This window comes from Micromonospora sp. C51 (assembly GCF_018070435.1).
GTDB classification, from domain to species: Bacteria; Actinomycetota; Actinomycetes; order Mycobacteriales; family Micromonosporaceae; genus Micromonospora; species Micromonospora sediminimaris.
Window position 1 is genome coordinate 88,691 of record NZ_JAGPXQ010000016.1, and the last position, 21,960, is coordinate 110,650.

Sequence of the window (21,960 nt, forward strand, 5' to 3'; positions counted from 1 at the left end):
GAGTGTCGCTCAGCGGCCGAACGGCTCCAGCATCGCCGAGGCGGCCCGTAGCCAGGCCTGTCGGGTCTCGCCCTGGAGTTGGTGGTACTCGATCGACGAGCCGGTCTCCAGCGCCGGGTCGTACGGCACCACGGTCACCCCGCGGGTCCGGGTGGCGAAGTGCTTCTCCAGGTCGCCCTGCAACGGCAACCGGCCCGGGGTGGGGCAGGAGATCAGCGTGACGGCGTTGTCGGCCAGCTGACCCATCCCCTCCTCGTGCAGCAGGTCGAGCATCCAGTCTGCGCTGAATGCGGCGTCCTCGCGGGGCACCGTGGTGACCACCAGCTGATCGGCGGCCTGCATGACGGTACGCCAGTTCGGGCTCTCCACGTTGTTGCCGGTGTCCACACAGATCACGTCATGGGTGCGACGTAGCAGCTCCAGCACCCGCTTGACGGTGAACTGGTCCAGCCGTTGGGCGAACCGGGGGCTCTCCTCGCCGGCGAGCACGTCGTACGACCCGTCGGAGGCGTGCCGCAGGTAGTCGTCCAGGATCTCCAACAGCTCCGCGCCCTCCCGGATCTCGATCTGCACGAGATCGGCGACCAGGTGCCGGATCGTACGGGCATGCCGGGCGCTACCGGCGCGCAGCCCGAGGGTGCCGCGTAGCTCGTTGTCGTCCCAGGCCAGCACGCCTCGGCCGCGTACGCTGCCGACGGTCGCCGCAGCCAGCACGGTGGCCGTGGTCTTGTGCACCCCACCCTTCGGGTTGGCGAAGGCGATCACTCGGGGGGTGCCCAGGTCGCGCCGGAGCACGGCGGCGGCCCGTTCCAGGTCGCTGCCGGCGCTCTGCGCACGCCACTCGATGCGCCCGGGACGGCCGGCCACGGTGGCCGGTGGCAGCACAGCCGGCGGCGGGGTCGGCGGCAGCACAGCCGGCGGCGGGGTCGGTGGGGCCACGGCCGGCAACGGTGCCACCGGCGGCGCCACGGCAGGCGACGCCATCGCCGACGAGGGCGGCTGGTAGCCGCCGTTGTCCAGCAGGGCGTACCGGGACTCCACCGGCGGCGCGGCGTGCCGGTAGCCGTTGTCCAGCAGGTTGTACCGGGACTCCATCGGCTCCGGCCGGCGCGGCTCCGGCACCGCCGGGTACGGCGGCTGCGCCGGCTGTCCCCGGTAGGGCCGGGCCGGATGCGCCGGGTCGACCCGGTAGGCAGGTTCGGCGCGGTAGTCCGGCTCCTCCCCGTACGACCGGTCCGCCGGCTGGCCGACGGCCGGCGCCCGCCCCGCGTAGCCGGTGCCGGGCCCCCGCCGCGGCAACGGCTCAGGCGACGGTGACGGCGGTGGCTCCTCGGCCCGCCGCTCGGTGGCGGCCGGCTCTGCGCTGCGTCCGCCGAGGCGGGCTCGGTCGAGCAGCGCCCGCCACCGCGGTGCGGGTTCGGCGGGCCGTCCCCAACCGGTCTCGCTGCCCTCCACGGATCGCCTCCCCAGCGCTTCGGTCTCCGTCTGACAGGCTACGAACGAAAGCCTACTGAGGCCACACCGGGCGACAACCGGATGTGTCGACAACCGTCAAGGTGCCGACTCTGGATCATCCTCGTCGACGGTGTCTGCCGAGGTCGAAGGCGTCCATGTCGAAGCCGAAGGTGCGGGTGCGGGCGGCGACGGAGACGGTGACGGATCCGTCACCTCCGGCGGTGTCAGCGAGCGGTCCGCCACTGTCGGCTCCGGCGCGGGCGAGTCCTCGGTGGCGGCTGCGGTGGCACTGGCGGTGGCGGTGGCGGTGGCGCTCGCCGTCGGTTCCGGTGTGGGCGTCCGGTCCACCGGCGGCCGGACGACATCGCGCTGCTCGGGCAGCGGCGGGGTGAAGACGGTCCGCTCCAACCGCCGGACCTCCGGAGCGGGATCCACCACCCGCACCCCGGAGCGGGCCGCGACGCCGCGTAGCTTCGCCGGTTCGGCGCGTACCACCAGGGCGTAGAGGCAGGCGCACTCGGCCCGGAACGCGGCCGCCTCCGCCGCCGCGACCTGGGCGCCACTGAGGTACAGGCCGCGCAGTTCGCGTTCCTCCGGGCCACCACCGCCCAGCGCGGTGGCCCGGGCCCGGTAGTCGGCGGCCTCCCGCTCCTTGCGCTCGGCGAGTTTGATCATTCCGGCCGTCACGTCCTCCGGCACCCGCTGAGTCGGAATACGGACGATCTCGGTCTGCCGCTCCGGCAGCGGCACCCGTCCGAACACCACCGCGACCCCCACGTCACCGACCACCGCGGCGAGTCGGGCCGGGGTGAGGTACTCGGTGAGCGAGACCAGGGCGTACGTGCCGTCACCGAGCGAGCCGGCCAGCGCGGCCAGGTCGGCTGCCGCGGTCGCCTCGTAACGGGGGATGGAGTCGCCCTCGACCACGCCCACCCGGGTCACCTCGCCGACGGTGCGGTCCGGCACGGGTGGGCCACCGGTGGCGAGCACGGCCGTGGCCAGCACCGTGGTGCACGACAGCATCGCCACCCAGCCGAGCAGCGGAGTCCGGCTCGGGCCATGGCCGAGCCGAGTCACCGTGGCCGCGAGGCGGGGCAGCAGTCGCTGGTCCAACTTCCGCAGCAGATCGCCGGCGCGCACGGGCGGTCCCCTCGTCGGTCGGTCGGAACGGGTGGGACGCGTCAGTCGCGGAGGATCTCCAACGTGCGTCCCAGATCGTCAGGGTAGTCGCTGACGAAGCGGACCTCGTCCCCCGTACGGGGGTGCTCGAAGCTCAACTCTCTGGCGTGCAACCACTGCCGGTCCAGTCCGAGCCGGGCGGCGAGTGTCGGATCGGCGCCGTACGTGAGGTCACCCACGCACGGATGCCGCAGCGTCGAGAAGTGCACCCGGATCTGGTGCGTACGGCCGGTTTCCAGCCGCACGTCGACCAGGCTCGCGGACGGAAACGCCTCGATGGTGTCGTAGTGGGTGATGCTCGGCTTGCCACCGGAGACCACCGCCCAGCGGTAGTCGTGGTGCGGATGCCTGTCGATCGGGGCGTCGATGGTGCCGCGCAACGGGTCCAGGTGCCCCTGCACCACCGCGTGGTAGCGCTTCTCCACCTCCCGATACTTGAAGGCCCGCTTCAGCGCGCTGTACGCCTGCTCGCTCTTGGCCACCACCATCACGCCGGTGGTGCCGACGTCGAGGCGGTGCACGACGCCCTGACGCTCGGCGGCGCCGCTGGTGGCGATCGTGTGCCCGATCGCGGCGAGCCCGCCGATCACGGTCGGGCCGGTCCAGCCGGGACTCGGATGCGCGGCCACGCCGACCGGTTTGTCCACCACCACGATGTCGTCGTCGGCGTACACCACTCGCAGCCCAGGCACCGCCTGGGGCACCACCACCGGAGCCGTGGCGGGCGCGGGCAGCGTCACCTCCAGCCAGGAGCCCGCCCGCACCTTGTGCGAGTTGGGTCGTACCGCACCGTCCACCAGCGCTTCCCCGGCATCGACGAGCGCGGCGGCGGCGGTACGGGACAGGCCGAACAGCCGGGCGACGGCCTGGTCCAGTCGCATCCCGTCGAGTCCGTCGGGCACCGGCAGGCTCCGCTGGTCGCCGCCAGCGGCGAAGGTGGCCGTCACGCCCGCTCCCGCCGTCCGCCGTCGGTGTCGCCCTGGTCGCCGGCCCCGGCGGGCTGCCGGTCCGCGGTGCCGCCCCCGGCCGGTGGGTCTTCCCGGTCGATGTCACCGCGCCGGCCGTCGGGCAGCGCCCGGGTGCCGTCGCGCTGGCGTCCGGTGAACTCCAGCGCGACGGCGAGCAGCACACCGCAGACCAGTGCACTGTCGGCGACATTGAAGATCGGGAAGACCCGACCGTACGGGTCGAAGACGCTGAACATGTCGACCACGTGCCCGACGAACCAGCCCGGCGCCCGGAAGATCCGGTCGAGCAGATTGCCGACAACGCCACCGACCACCAGGCCCAGCGCGACCGCCCACGGGGCCGAGCGCAACGTCCGCGCCATCCAGGCGATCCAGCCCAGCACCCCGATCGCGATGATCGGGAAGATGAAGGTGTAGTCCTTGCCCAGACTCCACGCGGCCCCGCTGTTGCGGGTCAGCGACAGGTAGAGCGCCCCACCCAGCAGTCGCACCGGCTCACGGTCGCTGAGTTCCTGGAGGGACAGATGCTTGGTCAACAGGTCGACGGCCAACGCGAACACCGCGAGCGAGAGGAGGATCGTGACGGCTCGGCGCCGCGATCTCGTGGCGGTGCCCGACCCGGTGGTGCCGGATCCAGCGGGCGGTGCTGCGCTCATCTGCTCCCCATCGACTATCGCGGCGGTACGGTCGCACCGCTGCGCACCTACGCCGGGGAGCGTGCCGTCAGCGCCGCTCCTCCAGCTGCTTGCAGGTCACGCAGAGGGTGGCCGACGGGAACGCGGCCAGCCGCTCCACCGGGATGGGGTTGCCGCATCGCTCGCACCAGCCGTAGCCACCCTCATCGAGACGCTCCAGGGCGCGCTCGACCTGCGTGATCCGTTCCAGGATGCTGTTGGCGAGGGAGATCTCCTGCTCCCGCTCGAACGTCTTGGTGCCGGTGTCGGCCTGGTCGTCCCCGGCCGAGTCGGTGAGGCGGTCGCGCTGCAGCTCGGTGATCTCGCTCAGCGTCTGATCGTACTCGGCTCGCAGTTCCTCGTGCCGGGCCGCCAACGCGGCTCGGATCTTCTCGGTCTCCGCGGCGCTGCGGGTGGACTTCGCCGCAGGTTTGCGGCCTGCGGTCCTGGTGTCGGCTGGCTTGGCCATCGTCGCTCCCTCGGCCACGGAGCCGCGGTTGCCCGCGACGCCTCGACAGGGGCCGCCGCATCGGCCGCCCCAGGTACAAAACGGGCGCGCGGCCACGGGGCCGCGCACTCCGGAGGTTGGCAAGGATACGGAACGTAAAGGCGTCCGACAACGTGCCGCACCGCGACGCCCGTTCCACCCCGGTTACTGCCATTTCGGGGCAAAGGGAACGCTAGCAGATGTCCGACACTCAGCCGGCCGGTTCCGCGCCGTCCCGCAGCTGGCTCAGCCGGCCGATCAGATCCGGCCCGGAGGGCGTGACCAGGAAGAGTTTGTCTCTGCTCGCCGCGCCGGTGCGCAGCGACACGGTGGCCGGCCGAACGCCGAGCGCGGCAGCCAACGCGCGACGGGCGGCCTCGGTGGCCCGCCCGTCAGCCGGCGGAGGATGCACCGCGATGACGAGAGCGGGCCCGTGCGGACCGTCGAACCGGCCACCCACGCGGGCCCGAGAGGCGCCCGGCTTCACCCGTACGGCGACGACCAGCGCATCGTCCGTCGGGGCCACGTCAGCGGCGCTCGGTCTCCGCCAGCAACACCGTGTCCGGTGTGCAGTGGGCGCAGGGGGTGAAGCCGAGTTCGACCGCCTCGGCGACGGGCAGCGGCTCGTGCTCCCGGCCGACCAGGTGCGGGCACCCGTCGAGGTGGTACCGCGGTCGGCCGTCGACGACCCGCACCTCGTCCGCGAGGCGGGCCACCCGGGCGGCCTGCTCCGCCGTGGTCTCCTCGGCGGCAGGCTCGTCGTCGTACCCGTCGGCAACGCCCGACCGCTCGCGCGGCTCGGTCACCGGCGAGCCGGGTGGTTGCCGCCACCCGACATCGCCGGTGTCCACGGTTGCCGAGGTCTGCTGGGTCGGAATGCCCGACCCACGCCCGTCGCCGTCGCGACGGCTGTGGCCAGCCGGAGCGCCGCTGGGAGCCGAGGCCCGGCCAGCCGCCTGGCGGGCGCCGGCGACAAGTGCCACGGCGGCCAGCAGGCTGGCCCCGATCGAGACGACCAGCAGCGGGCTGGAACCACCGGCCAGGCCGAAGACCAGCAGCACCACAGCGACGAGGATGAGCCCGAGACTGATGACTATCATGGCTCACCCTCGCCGTGTCGTACCGATGAGGCTGGGCGGGTGATCGCCGCGGTGGCGGCAGTCACCGACCCGGTTCAGCGACCGGCCTCAAGCGCGCCGGAGCGGCCCCCGCCGTAGGAACCGGCGAGACCCGCCGCAGCGAGCCCGTTGCCGCCGGCAGCCCGGGCTCCCTCGCCGCGGGTCATCTCGGCCTCCAGGCCCTGACCACGGCCGTCGAGGTCCCGCAGCTGGCTCTCCAGGTACGCCTTGAGCCGGGTGCGGTACTCGCGCTCGAACTGCTTGAGCTCCTCGATGTGCTTCTGCAAGGCGGTGCGCTTGGCGTCCAGGCCACCCATCGCCTCCTGGTGCCGCTGCCGGGCGTCGCGCTCCAGCGCGTCCGCCTTGGCGCGGGCCTCGCGGGTGACCTCCTCGGCCTTGGAACGGGCCTCGGAGAGCAGCTGGTCGGCCTCGCGGCGAGCGTCGGAGACGTGGTCGTCGGCGGTGCGCTGGGCCATCATGAGCACCCGCAGCGCCTGCTGCTCACCGTCCGGGCCGGCCACGGCACCGCCGACACCGACGGAGCGGACCTGCTCCAGCTCGGCCTGCATGGCGCGGGCGGCCTGCTCGGCGGCGGCCTTGTCGCGCTGCACCCGGTCGAGCTGGGCCTTGACGTCGTTCAGCTCGGCGGCCAGGCGGGCGTCGCCGCCGGGGCCGGCCGGGGCACCGCCCCGCCCACCGCGCTCCACCTGGGCGCGCAGTTCGTTGTTCTCCTCGATCAGACGGGCGAGTTCGCGCTCGACCTCGTCCAGGAAGGCGTCGACCTCCTCCTCGTCGTAGCCCCGCTTGCCGATCGGCGGCTTCTTGAAGGCGACGTTATGGACGTCGGCCGGGGTCAGCGGCATCGAAACTCCTCGGGTCAGTTGCGGCCGCGATAGCGCGTCGGTCATCAGGCGGTCCTGATGATCGCCGGCTCTAACACAAACCTCATCAGCACGAACAGGATAACCAGGAGCACAAGGGAGGCCAGGTCGATGCTCACGGTACCAATTCGCAGCGGAGGGATCACACGCCTCAACGCCCGGAGCGGGGGATCAGTGACGCTCCACACGGATTCCAGTCCGGCTGACGCTCCCCGACCGGGCTGCCAGCGTCGGCCGTACTGCAACACCGCGCTGAGTACGAAACGGGCCAGAAGAACGATCAGAAAGACATACGTGGTCAGGTAGAGGACCTGTAACAAGATCGACAACACGGCAGGCGACGTCCCTCGGGTCGGGCGGGTCAACTCAGGCTGAAGAACCCGCCCTCAGCAATCTTGGCCTTGTCCTCCGCGGTGACCTGGACATTGGCCGGTGAGAGCAGGAACACCCGGTTGGTCACGCGCTCGATCGTACCGCGCAGCCCGAAGGCCAGCCCGGCGGCGAAGTCCACCAGACGGCGGGCATCCGCCTCATCCATCTCGGTGAGGTTGATGATCACCGGCACCCCGTCGCGGAAGTGCTCGCCGATCGTCCGCGCCTCGCGATAGGTGGTCGGGTGCAACGTGGTGATCTGGTAACGCTGCTCCTCCTCCGGCACCAGCGGGCGCTCGCGCGGCTGCACCTGCGGCGCCAGGGCGAGATTGTCCCGGGTGTGGTAGGTCAGCGCGCCGGACGGCTCGCCGGTCGACCGGGTGATCGACCGGACACTGGACCGCTCGGACCGCTCGGACCGCTCGGACCGCTCGGACCGCTCCGGGCGCTCGGACTCCAGCCGCTCGGCCTCACCCAGCCGGCCCGACCGCTCGCTCAGCCGCCCACGGTCACCCAACCGTGGACGCGGCGCCGGCGGCTCCTCCGCCTCCTCCTCCTCGTCGGCGAACTCCTCGGCGTACCGGCTCTGCCGGTAGCGCGACTCCCGGTAGCCACCCTTGTCGTAGCCACCGTCGTCGTAGGCCCGCTCGTCGTCCTCTTCGACCAGTCCGAGCCAGACCCCCGCCTTGCGCAGTGCACCCATCCCCGCGCCCTTCCCGTCCGCCGTGCGGCACACGCCCCCGCCGTGTCGCCTGTCGCGAGTGGACCATCCCTGCCCACCGGACTGGAACGGCAATCCCCCGACGCGCAATTCGCGTTGCACGTCACGCCCCCCGTCGCCGGGAAGGCCGTTCCCACAAACAACACTGATGTAATTTGCTTCCCTCGCGGCCAGGCTACCGCAGCGTGGGACGCATTCCGAGCAACGCGCTGCCGACGCGGACATGTGTCGCGCCGTGACCGATCGCTGCCTCCAGGTCGCCGCTCATGCCGGCGGACAGCTCCGTCGCCTGCGGATGGTCCGCCCGCACCAGCGCCGCGATGGTCGCCAGCCGGGCGAAGGCGCGCTCCGGCTCCCAGCCCAGCGGTGCCACCGCCATCAGGCCGGCCAGCCGCAGCCCACCGGCGGTGGCGACCGCCTCGGTGACCGCGCCGAGGCCGACGTCCGGATCGGCCGAATCCGGCACGGCACCGCCCCGCGCCGCGTCCCCGTCGATGCTGACCTGCACCAGCACGTCCAACGGTCGGTCCCGGCCGATGGCGGTGACGCCGGCGTCCAACGCGGACGTCAGGCGGACGCTGTCGACGGACTGGACCACGTCCGCGTACCGCAGCACCGACTTGACCTTGTTGCGCTGCAAGCGGCCGACGAAATGCCAACGCGGGGCGACCCCGGCGGCGGCGACCTGCGCCGCCTTGGTCGCCGCCTCCTGGTCACGGTTCTCCCCCACGTCGGTCACGCCGAGGCCGACCAGTGTCACCACATCGGAGGCCGGGTAGGTCTTGGTAACCGCGATCATGGTCACGTCCGCCCGGTCCCGGCCGGCGGCCGCGCAGGCGTCGGCGATCCGGGAGCGTACGCGGGCGAGCCCGGCAGCGATCTCCGCGTGCCGGTCGGCTCTCGCCGGGGCCTGGCTGTCTGTCATCGGCGGTGTTCAGGACCCGTTCTTCAGGAAGTCGGGCACATCCACGTCGTCGAAGAGCACCCGGCGCGGTGACTGCGGCGCGGCCGGCGCGGCCGGCGACGGCAGAATCGGGGTGCTCGGCTGTGCCGGCTGGTTCTGGTTGGTCTTGCGGGCCGGCTCAGCCGCCTTGTACGCCGGTGTGCCACCGTCGAAGCCCGCCGCGATCACGGTGACCCGCACCTCGTCGCCGAGCGCGTCGTCGATGACCGCACCGAAGATGATGTTCGCGTCCGGGTGAGCCGCGTCGGTGACCAACTGGGCCGCGTCGTTGATCTCGAACAGGCCGAGATCGGAACCACCGGCGATGGAGAGCAGCACGCCCCGAGCACCGTCCATGCTCTGCTCCAGCAGCGGGCTGGAGATGGCGGCCTCGGCGGCCTCGACCGCGCGGTTCTCGCCCCGGGCGCTACCGATGCCCATCAGCGCGCTGCCCGCACCGCTCATCACGCTCTTGACGTCGGCGAAGTCGAGGTTGATCAGGCCCGGCGTGGTGATCAGGTCGGTGATGCCCTGCACACCGGAGAGCAGCACCTGGTCGGCCGTCCGGAACGCGTCCATCATGCTGATGTTGCGGTCACCGAGCGCCAGCAGCCGGTCGTTGGGAATGACGATCAGGGTGTCGCACTGGTTACGCAGCTCGTCGATGCCGGCCTCCGCCTGCACCTGGCGGCGCTTGCCCTCGAAGGAGAACGGGCGGGTGACCACACCGATGGTGAGCGCGCCGAGCTTCCGGGCGATGTTCGCCACCACGGGCGCGCCGCCGGTGCCGGTGCCACCACCCTCACCGCAGGTCACGAAGACCATGTCGGCCCCCTTGAGGACCTCCTCGATCTCGTCGCGGTGATCCTCGGCGGCGTTCTTGCCGACGTCCGGGTTGGCGCCGGCGCCCAGCCCCCGGGTCAGCTCGCGGCCGACGTCGAGCTTGACGTCGGCGTCGCTCATCAGCAGCGCCTGCGCGTCCGTGTTGATCGCGATGAACTCGACGCCCTTGAGCCCAACCTCGATCATCCGGTTGACGGCGTTCACGCCGCCACCCCCGATGCCGACGACCTTGATGACCGCCAGGTAGTTGTGCGGAGGTGTCATCTCCGGTCCTTTCCTTCGAGATCGGCTACTCCCCGACCGAGCTACGGCCTGGCCGGACCGACGGTCGACGCAGTTACCACCACCGAGGTCGAGAGGTAAACCCTGACCCTCTACTAGAGGGTTAGAGTTATGTCAACCACTGATCCTCTTCGGGGCAACGTAAGCGCAGCCGAGCGATGAGCCAAGGACCGCTCCGGCGTGTCGCCGGTGTAGCGAGACGGCTCACCACTGACCGGCCGCTCACCGGAAGGTGACGACATCCGGCGCGCTCACGTCGATCCGGGCCGCATCCTGGTCGAGCAAGGCGGTGGCCACCCGCGCCTTGTCCGCGCCACGGGTCGCGTCGCCCCAGAACACCGTACGGTCGTCATGCAACCTCAGGCTGATCCGGGCCAACCCCTCGACACTGATCTCGACCAGCTGGTCGAGCAGCTCCGGGGTGAGCACACCGAGCACCTCCAGACCGGCCCGGGTGTCCGGGTCGTCCGGACCGGGCGTGGCCAGCCGTACCAGCGGCAGGCCGTCCGGACGCTGCGGCACCGTCCGGAACACCACCCCGGCGGCGTCGACCACCGCGAACCGCTCCCCGCGCGGCACCACCGCCACACCCGTGCGCTCGGTCAGTCGTACCACCAACGCGTCCGGCCAGTCCCGAGTGACGGTGACCCGCTCCACCGGCGGCAGGGCACCGATCCGGCCGGCCAGCGCGGCCAGGTCCACCCGCGCCAACGGCGCACCGTCCGGCACGCCCGCTGCGTCCCGCACCTGCACCGCCGTCACCAGTTCGGCACCCTCCACCCGCACCTCGCGTACCCCGAACAGGCCGGTGCCCAGCAGCGTCCACGCCACCAGCCCGGCCACCACGACCACACCACCGGCCACCGCCCAGGGCAACGCCGCGCGCATCCGCCGACGCCGGGCCCGGGCCATGAACCGCCGGGTCGAGGCGGGTACCGCGTCGCTGCCGGCACGTACCAACTGCCACCGGCGCACGGGACGACGCCCCGCGCCACCGTCCACACCGGTGCCGCGCCCCCGGGCCGGACCGGGACTCATTCCGCGACGGGCGCCGCGCCGTCCACGCCGACGGCTCCGGGAACGCTGCCCCCGATGCTCGTCGACCCGCCGGCCACCCCGCCGGCGACGGTGCCGGTCAACGCCGAGGCACCGGCGGCACGCGCCGCCAACGCGGCCAACAACTCGTCGCCCATCAGCGAAATCGGCGGGGCCCCCATCGTCACCACCACGTCGCCCGGCCGGGCCCGACGGGCCACCTCGGCGGGCGCCGCCTCCCAGGTGTCGACGAAGACCTTCCGCTCCGCCGGCAGCGACACCGCCTCGACCAACGCCGTCGAGCCCTCGCCGGGGGCACGTTCCTCGCCCGGCCCGAAGACCTCCAGCAGCACCAGCTCGTCGGCGATCGCCAGCGCCTCGGCGATCTCCGCCTGCAACTCCCGGGTGCGGTAGAGCCGGTAGGGCTGGAAGACCACGATCAGCCGGCCCTCCCCGGCCACCTCGCGCAACGTCCGCAGCGCCAACGTCATCGAGGTCGGGTGGTAGGCGTACTCGTCGTAGACCAGCACCCCGTCGACGTCGCCCTTGCGCTCGAAGCGTCGGCGCACCCCCGGGAAAGCCGCGAGCGCGGCCTCCGCCGCCGGCAGCGGCAGCTCCAGCAGGTACGCGGCCAGCACCGCCGAGGCGCTGTTGAGCCCCATGTGCCGGCCCGGCACCGGTAGTCGGAACTCGCCCAGCGGGCGACCGTCGATGTGGGCGAGGTAGCGCACCCCCCGCGCCGAGGAGGCCATGTCGGTCAGTCGCAGGTCGGCGTCCTCGGCCTCCCCGTAGGTGTACACCCGACGCCCCTCGGCGCGCAGCGTCGCCGCCAGCCGCCGGCCACCCGCGTCGTCGGCGCAGGTGATGACGAACCCCTCCGGGTCGGTGAGCCGGGCGAACTCGGCGAAGGTGGCCTCCAGGTTGGCCAGGTCGCCGTAGGTGTTCAGGTGGTCCGCCTCGACGTTCGTGACGATCGAGACGAACGGACGGTAGATGAGGAAGGAGCGGTCGCTCTCGTCGGCCTCGACCACGAAGTACTCGCCGGTACCGTGGTGCGCCCCCGAGCCGACCTCGGAGATCTCCCCACCGATCACGAAGGACGGATCGGCCCCGGCCTGTTGCAGCACCATGGTGACCATCGAGGTGGTGGTGGTCTTGCCGTGGGTTCCGGCGACGGCCACGGTACGGCGACCGGTCATCGCGGCCGCCAGGGCCTCCGAGCGGTGCAGCACCCGCAGCCCGCGGCGGCGCGCCTCGACCATCTCCAGATGGTCGGCGGGGATCGCCGAGGAAAACACGACCGTGTCGACCCCGTCGAGGTTGGCCGTCTCGTGGGTCATGTGGATCGTCCCGCCGAGCGCCCGCAGGCCGGCCAGCGACGGCCACTCACGCAGCTCGCTGCCGGAGACCGGCAGGCCCCGGGTGAGGAAGAGCCGGGCCAGCCCGCTCATCCCGACGCCACCCACCCCGATCAGGTGAATGTGGCCGAGATCCTCGGCGGTAAGCGTGCCCGCCGGGCTGAACGTGGTCATCGGGACCAGCCTTTCGTTCGCGACTGCGGGGCTCGCAAACCCGGCTCACTCCTCGCGCTCACCGAGTCATCCTTCGTTCGCGACTGCGGGGCTCGCAAACCCGGCTCTCTCCTCGCGCTCACCGGGTAACCGCCTCGTAGACGAAGTTGAGCAGCGCCTCGTCGCCGTCGCGCCGCCCGTAGGCCGCGGCGGCGGTACCCATCGCGTGCAGCCGCTGCGGGTCGCGGATCAGCGGAATGACCGTACGTTCGAGCCAGTCCGGCGTCACCTCGGCGTCGTCGACCAGCAGGCCGCCACCGGCCTCGACCACCGGCAGCGCGTTGCGCTTCTGCTCCTGGTTGCTGTGCGGGTACGGCACGTAGATCGTCGGCAGCCCGATCGCGGCGACCTCGGCGCAGGTCATCGCCCCGCCCCGGCCCAGCATCAGGTCAGCCGCCGCGTACCCGGCGTCCATGTCGGACAGGTAGGGCAGCGTCACGTACGGCACCGGCAGGTCGGTCGGGACCGACACCGGCTCGTTGCGGGCGCCGATCACGTGCAGCACCTGCACGCCGTTGCGGGCAAGTTCCTTCGCCGCCCCGGAGACCGCGAGGTTGATCGACCGGGCGCCCTGCGAGCCGCCGGCGACGAAGAGCACCGGCAGGTCGGGGCGGAGCCCGAAGTGGGCGCGCGCGGCGTCACGCATCGCCGCCCGGTCCAGCCCGGCGATGCTGCGGCGCAGCGGCACCCCGACCACCCGGGCGTCGCGTAGCGACTCCGCCTGCGCCGGCTGGTGCGGGAAGCCGACCGCGACGTGCTTGGTGAACTTCATGCCCAACCGGTTGGCCACCCCCGGGGGCACGTTCACCTCATGGATCACGATGGGCAGTTCGCGCCGCCAGGCGGCCAGGTAGGCCGGCACCGAGACGTACCCACCGAAGCCGACCACCACGTCGGCGCGCACCTCGTCGATGACCTTGCCCGCCGCGCGGGCCGCGGTCCACATCCGGCCCGGGGTACGGACCAGGTTCATGTTGATCGAGCGGGGCAGCTGGTAGGCGGGGATGTTCCGCAGGTCGTAGCCGGCCGGTGGGATCAGCTCGTTCTCCAGGCCCTTCGGTGTGCCGAGGCAGGTTATCCGGACGCCGGGGTCGTGCCGGCGCAGGCAGTCGGCGAAGGCGAGCAACGGGTAGATGTGCCCCCCGGTGCCACCTCCTGCGAGCACCACCGAACGCAGCGGACCCATCAACGTCTCCTCTCGTTCGCCGTCCCGCCGCGACCCCGGCCGTCCCGGGCGCCACGCGATGCGGCCTGGTCATCCCTACGCCGCTTGCGTGCCTGGGGCACGGAGCCCCGGGCGGTCGACGGCGACGCCGCGCGGCGACGCCGGCCGGGAAGCGGCGGCAACGGTGCCCACACTAGTCGGACCCACCGGGCCGGCGGACGGGCATGCAGGGCCCGGGCCGCATCGGGTTCCGCGCGGGCGAACGAGGCCAGCATGCCGACCGCCGCGAGGGTGACCACCAGGGCGCTGCCGCCGTCCGAGATGAAGGGCAGCGGTACGCCGGTCAACGGCAGCAGCCCGATGACGCCGCCGATGTTGATGAACGCCTGCCCGACGAGCCAGGCGGTGGCGCCTGCGGCGGCCAGTCGCCGGTACGGGTCGTCGACCCGGCGGGCGATGCGCAGGCCGGTGTAGCCGAGCACGGCGAAGAGGGTGACGATCACGGCGCAGCCGACCACCCCCAACTCCTCGGCGATCACCGCGAAGATGAAGTCGTTCTCCGCGGCCGGCAGCCAGGCCCACTTGGTCCGCCCCTGGCCCAGCCCGGTGCCGAACCATCCGCCGTTGGCGATGGCGTAGCGGGCCTGGACCATCTGGTAGCAGAAGTCGTCCTTGCAGGCGTCCAGCGGTGGCGGGCTGAAGAACATGGTGAGTCGGGCCAGCCGGTAGTTCTCCTCACCCCGTACGCCGGAACCGGCGCCGAGGGAGGCCACCGCGACCAGCAGGCCGATGCCGAGCAGCCCGATCGCGCTGAGCGCGGCGAAGACCCGCAGCCGCACCCCGGCCGCCCAGAGCAGCCCCACCACCAGGGCGAGCAGGCAGAGCATGCTGCCCAGGTCGTTGTAACCGACCAGCACGAAGAGCAGCCCCACCACCGGGAACAGCGGCGTGGCCAACTCCCGCCACCAGCCCAGCGCCGCGCCCTTGCGGGCGAGCACGTGCGCACCCCACAGCACCAGCGCGAACTTCGCCAGCTCCGAGGGTTGCAGGCTGACCTCGCCGATGTACAGCCAGAGCAGCTGAGCCTCCAGCGGGCCGATCTTCGCGTCGCCGTCGGTCAGCCGCCCGTACGCCACCAGCAGGTTCAGCACGATCAGCAGCCCCACTGCGACGGCCAGGGTCGGCCGGCCCAGGGCCCGGTAGGTGCTGGCCGGCAGGCGCTGGCAGGCCCAGAACGCCACGATGCCGATCACCGCGAAGATCGCCTGCTTGGTCAGCGACGCCGAGGCGTTGCCGTCCAGGGCGTAGTCCCGCACGCTGGTGGCCGAGAAGACCATGGTCAGCCCGATCAGCAGCAGCAACCCGGCGCTGGCCAGCAGCAGGTGGTAGGAGGCCAGCGGCCGGGACAGCAGGCCGCGCAGCGCCGCCAGCGACCCCACCGCGTCCAGTCCTCGAAACGCCCCGTCGGCACCGGATCCGTCGGCTCGTGGCACCTTGGCCCCGTCGGCCCGCACAGAGCCGGACCCACCGGACGACCCGGCTCGCCCCGCCCCGGCCTCGCCTCGGCTCACCTTCGTCGCCACCGGCCCGGCGGAATGCTCTCGCCCCGTCCGGCCCTCGCCTCTGGCCGTGACGGGTCCACCAGCTGCCGTCCCGGCCGCGCCGTCTGCTTCTAGTGCCTCCCCCACAGCGCCATCATCGCCGTTAGCGGCACCCGATACAGGCGGTACGCCCCGGTCGGCGTGTCGCACTTGCGTCGACCACTCTCCGCCACCTCAGCAACACCTCACTCAACCCGGTTGATCAAGAGGTTTGGGGGGGGGGGGCGGGGGGGGGCCCCCCCCCCCCAAACCTCTTGATCAACGCCGCCCAGCGGGGCGGGATCAGCCCATGTTGGCCAGGAAGTCGCTGTAGAAGAGGCCGAGAGCGATGGCCACGCCGATGCCGGCGATGATCCAGAACCGGACCACGATGTTGACCTCGCTCCAGCCGGCCAACTCGAAGTGGTGCTGCAACGGCGACATCCGGAACACCCGCTTGCCGGTGGTCTTGAAGGAGATGATCTGGATCACCACCGACATCGTGATGATCACGAACAGGCCACCGATGATCAGCAGAAGCAGGATGGTACGGGTCGACATCGCCATCCCGGCGATCAGGCCGCCGAGGCCGAGCGCTCCGGTGTCACCCATGAAGATCCGGGCCGGCGAGGTGTTCCACCACAGGAAGCCGACGCAGGCGCCGGCCGCCGCTCCGGCGATCAGCGCGATCTCCAACGGGTCGCGAACCGTGTAGCAGTAGTTGTCCGGGTTCGCGGTGTACGCCGGGTCGGCACACCAGTGCCGGTACTGCCAGAAGGCGATCACCGCGTACGCGCCGAGCACCATCACCGAGGCACCCGTGGCCAGCCCGTCGAGACCGTCGGTGAGGTTGACGCCGTTGGTCGCCGCCATCACCACGAAGATGAAGATGATCACCGCACCGATCTTGGTCACGTCCAGCGCCGGGATGTCCCGGATGAAGCTGAGCGTGGTGCTGCCGACCGTCTCGGTGTTGGTCACCGCGCCGGTGGCGTCGGTCATGGTGGAGGGGAACCAGAGCGCGACGACTCCGAACACCGCGCCGACCAGGATCTGCCCGAGGAGCTTGCCGCGCGCGCTCAGGCCACCGCTGTGCCGCTTGCGCACCTTCAGGAAGTCGTCGATGAAGCCGACCGCGCCGCAGAAGACCATCAGCCCCAGCAGCACCAGCGCCGTGATGGTCGGCTCGACCTGGGCGATCTGCGCGTCGGGCAACGTGGTCAGGGCGAGGTGACCGGCCACGTACGCGATGACGGTGGCCAGGATGAACACCACGCCGCCCATCGTCGGCGTGCCCTTCTTGCCCTGGTGCATCTGCGGGCCCTCGGCCCGGATGGGCTGGCCGGCCTTGAGCCGGGTGAAGACCCGGATCGCGATCGGGGTGCAGAACAGCGAGACGAGGAAGGCCACCCCGATGGCCACGATTACCGCCCTCACGCGGCGCCACCCCCGGCCGACGCCGACGTACCCGTACCGTCCCCGGCGGCCTCGACGCGCAGCGCGTCGGCCACCTCCCAGGTCCGGTACCGGGAGCCCTTCACCAGGACGACGTCGCCCGGCAGTAGCTCGCTGCGCAGCACCTCGACGGCCGCCGCCTGATCGGTGAGCAGCACCGACTCTCCTCCCCAGTCACCTACCGATGTCGCCCCGTGATGGATCGGCGCCGCCGCCTCGCCGACCACGAGCAACCGGTCCACACCCAGCTCGGCCGCGAGCCGGCCCACCTCGGCATGTCCCTGCGCCTCGAACTCGCCCAGCTCGGCCATGTAGCCGAGCACCGCGACGGTACGCCGTTCCGCGCCGATGCCGCCCAGCGCCCGCAGCGCCACCGCCATCGACGCCGGGTTGGCGTTGTACGAGTCGTCGATCACGGTGATCCCGTCGGTGCGCTCGAAGACGTCCATCCGACGGGTGGAAACCAGCCCGAGCGCGCCCAGCGCGGTGGCCAGCTCGGCCAGCGGCATTCCCAGCTCCCGCGCCACGGCCGCCGCGGCCAGGCTGTTCCAGACCTGGTGGCGGCCGGTGAGTCCGAGCCGCACCGGCGCACTGCCCTCCGGCGTGACGAGGGTGTACGCGGGCCGTCCCCGCTCGTCAAGCGTCACGTCCACGGCCCGCACGTCGGCGTGCGCCGACTCGCCGTAGCGGATCACCCGGGCCACCGTACGGGCCGCCATGGCGTCGACCAGCGGGTCGTCGGCGTTCAACACCGCCAGACCGTCGGCCGGCAGCGCCTCGACCAGCTCGCCCTTGGCCAGGGCGATGTTCTCCTGCGACCCGAACTCGCCGATGTGCGACACCCCGACGTTGAGCACCACGGAAATGCGCGGCGGCGCGACCTCGCAGAGGTACCGCACGTGGCCGATGCCCCGGGCGCCCTTCTCCATCACCAGATAGCGGGTGGTCGGGCTGGCCTGCAACGCCGTGTAGGGGTGCCCCAGCTCGTTGTTGAACGATCCGGGCGGTGCCACCGTCTCCCCGAGCCGCGTGGTCAGCTGGGCGATCAGGTCCTTGGTGGTGGTCTTGCCGGAGGAGCCGGTCAGCCCGATCACGGTGAGCCCGGGCAGCCGGTCCACCACCGCACGGGCCAGCCGGCCCATCGCCGCCAACGGGTCGGCGACAACGATCATCGGCACCTCGGGCACCTCGCGGGTACCCAGGACCGCCACCGCGCCGGACGCCACCGCCGCGGCGGCGAAGTCGTGGCCGTCCACCTTCTCCCCGTCGAAGGCGACGAACAGCCCACCGGGGGTGACCTTGCGGGAGTCGAACTCCACGCTGCCGGTGATCTGCCCGGCGGGATCGGCGGCGACCAGCCGACCGTCGACCGCCGAGGCCACCTCCGCCAGGCTGAGCGTGATCACTGGCCCTCCAGATCCCCGAAGCGGCCCCGCAGCGCGTCGGCAAGCTCGGTTCGGTCGTCGAACGGGTACACCTCGCCGGCGATCTCCTGGCCCCGCTCGTGCCCCTTGCCGAGCAGCGCCACCACGTCACCCGGCGTCGCCAGCCGCACCGCCTCGTCGATCGCCGCCCGGCGACCACCGAGCTCGATGACCCGGGTCGGCGCGTCGGCCCGACGCGCCCCGGCGAGCACCTCGGCGCGGATCGCCGCCGGATCCTCGGTGCGGGGGTTGTCGTCGGTCACCACCACCACGTCGGCGCCGGCCGCGGCGGCGGCACCCATCGCCGGCCGCTTGGCCCGGTCCCGGTCACCACCGGCCCCGATGACGCAGATCAGCCGGCCGGTGCTGAGTTCCCGCAGCGCGGCCAGCGCGGCCACCACGGCGTCGGTCTTGTGCGCGTAGTCGACCACCCCGCGGACCCCGCCGGCCACCCCCACCGACTCCAGCCGCCCGGGTACGCCGCCGCAGGCGGCGACTCCCTCGGCAGCGGTCGCCGGGTCGACCCCGGCGGCCACCAGGCTGGCGATGGCCAGCAGGGCGTTGGACACGTTGTGCCGGCCGGGCAGCGCCACCCGGGCGGGCAGGGTCAGCCCGTCCGGGCCGTGCGCGGTGAACCGCTGCGCGTACCCCTCGCCGGTCTGCTCGTCGGCCCACCAGGTGGCGGCCCGGTCCCCGAGCGCGGAGAAGCTGACCGTGCCCGGCTTGAACAACGCCTTCAGCGCCGGGTCGTCGTGGTTGAGCACCTCGACCGCGCACCGGCCGTCGAACAGCCGGGCCTTGGCCGCGAAGTAGTCCTCGGCGTCGGCGTGGAAGTCCAGGTGGTCGGAGCCGAAGTTGGTCCAGCCGCCGACGGCGAACCGCACCCCGCCGACGCGTCCCATCGCCAGGGCGTGGCTGGAGACCTCCATGACCACCGCAGTGACCCCACGCTCGGCGGCGGCGGCCAACATGGCGTGCAGGTCGGTGGCCTCGGGCGTGGTCCGCACGCTGTCGATCACCAGATCACCGAGACGGGTCTCCACGGTGCCGATCAGGCCGGTGGTGTGGCCGGCGGCGCGCAGCCCCGACTCGATCAGGTAGGCGGTGGAGGTCTTGCCGGCGGTGCCGGTCACGCCGATCACGGTCAGCCCGGCCGTGGGATCGCCGTAGACGGCCGAGGCGAGCGTGCCGAGCACCGCGCGGGGGTCGGCCACCACCAGGGCCGGCAAACCGCTGTCGGCGGCCCGCTCGACGCCGGCCGGATCGGTCAGCATCGCGACCGCGCCGGCGCTCGCCGCGTCGGCGGCGAACTCCGCGCCGTGCCGTCGGGCGCCGGGCAGGGCCGCGTACAGATCACCGGGACGGACCTCGCCGCTGGCGTGGGTCACCCCGGTCACCATCGGGTCGGCACTGGTCGGGGACGCCACGGCGAGCCGGGCGGCCAGGTCACCGAGCCGGATCCCGGTCACGGAACGGGGACGAGGATTGCCGCGCACGGCGTCAGACCCTACCCGGTCGCTCGGTCCGGGCCGCACGGCGCGCCTGAATCTCCGTCTGATGACGTCGAGCCGCAGGTGGTGGCTACGGGAAGACGGTGAACGTCGGCGCCGGCTCGGTCGACGGCGGTACCCGGTGATGACGCAGGGTGAAGGTCATCATGTCCCGGAAGGCCGGTGCCGAGATCTGGCCACCACCACCGCTCGGGCTGTGCACGAAGACCGCGATCACGTAGCGCGGGTTCTCCGCCGGAGCCATCCCGATGAACGAGGCGACCTCGCCGGGCTGCTTCTTGCCGTCGACCAGCCGCCAACCGGTGCCGGTTTTTCCGGCGACCCGGTAACCGGGGACGGCGGCGGCCAGCCCGGTGGCGTCGTCGACAGTGGTGACCGCTTCCATGATCGTACGCAGGGCGGCGGCGTTGTCCGGGCTGAGCACCTGCCGGGTCTCCGGCGCCGGCGCGGGGGTCCGTTTCCCGTTCGGGGCGATCGTCTCCTTCAGCAGGTGCGGCTGGATGTACGTGCCGTCGTTGGCGATGGCGGCATAGGCGGCGGCCATCTGCAACGGGGTGGCGTCCACGCTGTGCCCGATCGGCACCGAGCCGCGTGACGAGTCGCTCCACTCCTCCACCGGCAGCAGCCGCCCGCTCGCCTCACCGGGCATCCCGACCTCGGTCGGCTTGCCCAGGCCGAACCGCCGCTGGTAGTCGAGCAGGCGTTCCGCGCCGAGCTTGTCGGCGATCTGGATGGTGCCGACGTTCGAGGAGTACGCCATCATGCCGGCGACGCTCATCCGCCGCCCGTTCGCCTGGTGGGTGTCGCGGAACCAGGTGTCGCCCTTGCGGATGGCGTTGGCCACCGGGAACGAGGTGTCCGGGGTGATGACGCCTTCCTGGAGGGCGGCCCCGAACGTGATCGGCTTGTGCACCGAGCCGGGATCGACGATGAAGCTGGTGGCCGCGTCCTCCCGGTCGGTCGGCTCGCTCGGGAAGGGCTTCGCCGCGTTGTAGGTGGGGTGGCTGGCCTGGGCCAGCACCTCACCGGTACGCGCGTCCAGCACCACGGCGGCGCCGGTGCTGCCCTGCACCTGCTGCATCCGGTCGCTGAGGATGCGCTGCACCACGTACTGCAGGTCGCGGTCGATGGTGAGCACCACCGAACTGCCCGGCTTGGCCTTCGTGGTGCTGCTGTAGCCGCCGGGGATGGGGGCGGCCAGGTCGCCGAGGCCGACCTCGAAGACCCGCTGGCCGTCCTCGCCGTGCAGCAGGTCGTCGAAGCGCGCCTCCAGTCCCTCCAACCCGACCATGTCCGGGCTGGTGAAGCCGATCAGGTTGGCGGCGAGATCCCCGCCGGGCACCTCACGCCGCTCGTCGCGGTCCGTGCCGATGCCGGGCAGCTTGAGCGCCATGATCTCCTTGGCCCGGTCAATGTCCACCCCCCGGGCGAGGTACTCGAACTGCGAGTCGACGCCGTTGATCCGCTTGCGAGGCTTCATCTTCTCGGCCAGTTCGGAGGCCGGGATGCCCAGCAGCGGGGAGAGTGCCCGCGCGGTCGCCGCGATGTCCTCCACCCGGGTCGGGTCGGCGTAGACGTACCGGGCCTCGACGCTGTGCGCCAGGGCGGCCTCGCCGGAGCGGTCGTAGATGGCGCCCCGCGGCGCGGGCAGCGGCACGGTGGTGATGCGGTCGGCGAGCCCGCCGTCGGCGTACGCCGGGGTGTCGACGGTCTGGAGCACGACCAGCCGCACCCCGACGGCGACGAAGAGGGCCAGGGTCAACGCGGTGCCCAGCCGCAGCCGGCGTCCCGGGTCGGCCAGCCGGGGCGGCCGGGGCCGCTGGCGCGACGGCCGGCGTGGCGGCGTGCGGTCCCCGCGACGCGGCTCCCGGGTGGCCACCCGCCGCCGGGGGGCGGTGACCGGAGGCTCATCGCGCGGGGTGCGGTCGGTGACCGTACGGGTCACCGTGGCACGTGCGGCGCCACCGTCCCGGCGACTCGCGCGGCCGGCCGCCCGGCCGGCGGTGCCCCGGCCACCGTCGAGCACCTGTAGCGCCGGGCGGAACGGGTCCTGCGACCGGTTGCTGCGCGGGGTACGCCGCTGCTCGGCGCGTCCGGTGCCGGCAGCCGCGCCGCCCTCGCGCACGGTGCGGCCCCGGGGGGTGTAGGCGCGGGCGTCGGAGATGCCGCCGAGGCCCGGCGTCACGTCCCGCTCACCGGCCGGGCGGGACGGCGTACTCCGCTGCCCGCCGGCACGCGACGAACCGCGCCGGGAGCCTTCGGCGTCCCGGCGCGGTTCCTCAGACCTCGGTGGCAC

Annotated in this window: 20 protein-coding genes; all 20 read right to left on the reverse strand. The window is 72.4% G+C overall.

The window, feature by feature from the left end:
• Positions 1 to 9 precede the first annotated feature (9 nt).
• A complete protein-coding gene (locus KBX50_RS17950) occupies positions 10 to 1,455 on the reverse strand; it encodes an AAA family ATPase (protein ID WP_210938210.1) in 1,446 nt (481 codons plus the stop codon).
• A 96-nt stretch (positions 1,456 to 1,551) separates the two neighbouring features.
• Complete coding sequence (locus KBX50_RS17955) at positions 1,552 to 2,595, reverse strand: hypothetical protein (protein WP_210938211.1); 1,044 nt, start codon at positions 2,593 to 2,595, stop codon at positions 1,552 to 1,554.
• 41 nt (positions 2,596 to 2,636) lie between these two features.
• Positions 2,637 to 3,581: an RluA family pseudouridine synthase gene (locus KBX50_RS17960; RefSeq protein ID WP_210938212.1), complete on the reverse strand. Its 945-nt coding sequence runs from the start codon at positions 3,579 to 3,581 to the stop codon at positions 2,637 to 2,639.
• The gene (gene lspA / locus KBX50_RS17965) at positions 3,578 to 4,258 is read right to left on the reverse strand and encodes a signal peptidase II (RefSeq protein ID WP_210938213.1); all 681 of its coding nucleotides are present in this window, start codon (positions 4,256 to 4,258) and stop codon (positions 3,578 to 3,580) included. The genes KBX50_RS17960 and lspA overlap by 4 nt, the downstream gene beginning before the upstream one ends.
• 67 nt (positions 4,259 to 4,325) lie before the next feature.
• Complete coding sequence (locus tag KBX50_RS17970; protein ID WP_164449180.1) at positions 4,326 to 4,745, reverse strand: TraR/DksA C4-type zinc finger protein; 420 nt, start codon at positions 4,743 to 4,745, stop codon at positions 4,326 to 4,328.
• Between the two features lie 229 nt (positions 4,746 to 4,974).
• Positions 4,975 to 5,289, reverse strand: a complete 315-nt coding sequence (locus KBX50_RS17975; protein WP_210938214.1) for a DUF167 domain-containing protein — start codon at positions 5,287 to 5,289, stop codon at positions 4,975 to 4,977.
• 1 nt (position 5,290) lies between these two features.
• On the reverse strand, positions 5,291 to 5,863 hold the full coding sequence (locus tag KBX50_RS17980; RefSeq protein ID WP_210938215.1) for a hypothetical protein: 573 nt from the start codon (positions 5,861 to 5,863) through the stop codon (positions 5,291 to 5,293).
• A 74-nt stretch (positions 5,864 to 5,937) separates the two neighbouring features.
• Positions 5,938 to 6,744, reverse strand: a complete 807-nt coding sequence (locus KBX50_RS17985) for a DivIVA domain-containing protein (protein ID WP_210938216.1) — start codon at positions 6,742 to 6,744, stop codon at positions 5,938 to 5,940.
• A 44-nt stretch (positions 6,745 to 6,788) separates the two neighbouring features.
• Positions 6,789 to 7,094 carry a YggT family protein gene (locus KBX50_RS17990; RefSeq protein ID WP_093401140.1) on the reverse strand — a complete coding sequence of 102 codons (306 nt, stop codon included), beginning with the start codon at positions 7,092 to 7,094 and terminating at the stop codon, positions 6,789 to 6,791.
• Positions 7,095 to 7,123: 29 nt separating this feature from the next.
• A complete protein-coding gene (locus KBX50_RS17995; RefSeq protein WP_210938218.1) occupies positions 7,124 to 7,837 on the reverse strand; it encodes a cell division protein SepF in 714 nt (237 codons plus the stop codon).
• Positions 7,838 to 8,030: 193 nt separating this feature from the next.
• Positions 8,031 to 8,780 (reverse strand): YggS family pyridoxal phosphate-dependent enzyme, encoded by a 750-nt coding sequence (locus KBX50_RS18000; protein WP_210938220.1) that lies wholly within the window; start codon positions 8,778 to 8,780, stop codon positions 8,031 to 8,033.
• 9 nt (positions 8,781 to 8,789) lie between these two features.
• Positions 8,790 to 9,905, reverse strand: a complete 1,116-nt coding sequence (gene ftsZ / locus KBX50_RS18005; protein ID WP_093401143.1) for a cell division protein FtsZ — start codon at positions 9,903 to 9,905, stop codon at positions 8,790 to 8,792.
• A gap of 240 nt (positions 9,906 to 10,145) precedes the next feature.
• The gene (locus KBX50_RS18010; protein WP_210938256.1) at positions 10,146 to 10,925 is read right to left on the reverse strand and encodes an FtsQ-type POTRA domain-containing protein; all 780 of its coding nucleotides are present in this window, start codon (positions 10,923 to 10,925) and stop codon (positions 10,146 to 10,148) included.
• A 32-nt stretch (positions 10,926 to 10,957) separates the two neighbouring features.
• Complete coding sequence (gene murC, locus KBX50_RS18015) at positions 10,958 to 12,490, reverse strand: UDP-N-acetylmuramate--L-alanine ligase (protein WP_210938222.1); 1,533 nt, start codon at positions 12,488 to 12,490, stop codon at positions 10,958 to 10,960.
• A 118-nt stretch (positions 12,491 to 12,608) separates the two neighbouring features.
• Entirely contained in the window at positions 12,609 to 13,715 is a 1,107-nt protein-coding gene (gene murG / locus KBX50_RS18020) for an undecaprenyldiphospho-muramoylpentapeptide beta-N-acetylglucosaminyltransferase (protein WP_210938225.1), read from the reverse strand.
• Positions 13,715 to 15,124 (reverse strand): FtsW/RodA/SpoVE family cell cycle protein, encoded by a 1,410-nt coding sequence (locus KBX50_RS18025; RefSeq protein ID WP_210938258.1) that lies wholly within the window; start codon positions 15,122 to 15,124, stop codon positions 13,715 to 13,717. Before KBX50_RS18025 ends, murG begins: the two co-directional genes overlap by 1 nt.
• Before the next feature lie 453 nt (positions 15,125 to 15,577).
• A complete protein-coding gene (gene mraY, locus KBX50_RS18030; protein WP_093401147.1) occupies positions 15,578 to 16,711 on the reverse strand; it encodes a phospho-N-acetylmuramoyl-pentapeptide-transferase in 1,134 nt (377 codons plus the stop codon).
• On the reverse strand, positions 16,708 to 18,135 hold the full coding sequence (gene murF, locus KBX50_RS18035; protein WP_210938227.1) for a UDP-N-acetylmuramoyl-tripeptide--D-alanyl-D-alanine ligase: 1,428 nt from the start codon (positions 18,133 to 18,135) through the stop codon (positions 16,708 to 16,710). The genes mraY and murF overlap by 4 nt, the downstream gene beginning before the upstream one ends.
• On the reverse strand, positions 18,132 to 19,622 hold the full coding sequence (locus KBX50_RS18040; RefSeq protein WP_307871002.1) for a UDP-N-acetylmuramoyl-L-alanyl-D-glutamate--2,6-diaminopimelate ligase: 1,491 nt from the start codon (positions 19,620 to 19,622) through the stop codon (positions 18,132 to 18,134). The genes murF and KBX50_RS18040 overlap by 4 nt, the downstream gene beginning before the upstream one ends.
• A 112-nt stretch (positions 19,623 to 19,734) precedes the next feature.
• Positions 19,735 to 21,960 carry a penicillin-binding protein 2 gene (locus KBX50_RS18045; protein WP_210938231.1) on the reverse strand — a complete coding sequence of 742 codons (2,226 nt, stop codon included), beginning with the start codon at positions 21,958 to 21,960 and terminating at the stop codon, positions 19,735 to 19,737.